This window comes from Erysipelatoclostridium sp. An15, assembly GCF_002160675.1.
In the GTDB taxonomy this organism is placed as follows: domain Bacteria; phylum Bacillota_I; class Bacilli_A; order Erysipelotrichales; family Coprobacillaceae; genus Thomasclavelia; species Thomasclavelia merdavium.
Genome location: NZ_NFLA01000122.1, coordinates 1 through 575 on the forward strand (window position 1 = coordinate 1; position 575 = coordinate 575).

1 protein-coding gene is annotated in these 575 nt (G+C 27.3%); it reads left to right on the plus strand.

Annotated elements, in window-relative coordinates; translation table 11 throughout:
* Window positions 1-93: 93 nt before the first annotated feature.
* Window positions 94-575, plus strand: a 482-nt coding sequence (locus tag B5E92_RS15310; protein WP_204245300.1) for an Rpn family recombination-promoting nuclease/putative transposase, incomplete at its 3' end; no start/stop codon positions are given.

Sequence of the window (575 nt, forward strand, 5' to 3'; positions counted from 1 at the left end):
TCAGCCTATTTTGATTATATAAACTGACTATCTTTTGTTTTTTCTAACTATAAAATATTTTCTATTCTTTATATCATCAAAGGAGTTTATTTTATGGCTAGTATTTTTAAAAACGACATTGTTTTAAAGGATTTCTTTAAAAATCCTTGTTATTTCGCTGATTTAGTTAATGTCATTTTGTATAGCGGTCTTCCGGTTATCGATCCTGAATATCTGAATATTTATGACAGTGAAATATCTACCGTAATTAAAGATCACAGTTTCATTAAAGAAATCGAACTTAGAAGAGATATTGTTTTCAAATACACTAATGGTAATGAATCTAAATTAATCGGTATTGAAAACCAGAAGCAAAATGACAGATTTATGCTTTTTAGATGTATGTCTTATGATTCAATTCTTTATCAAAGACAGATCAACAATTTATCTAATGATAATGAATTGATGAAAGTTAGTTCTGCAGTTATAAACTGGGGTGAACATCGCTGGCAAAACTATGACAATCTTTATGATTTTTTTAAAGTTCAAGACATAGAAAAAATATCTACCAGTAACTTTTCAATACTGGTGGTAAA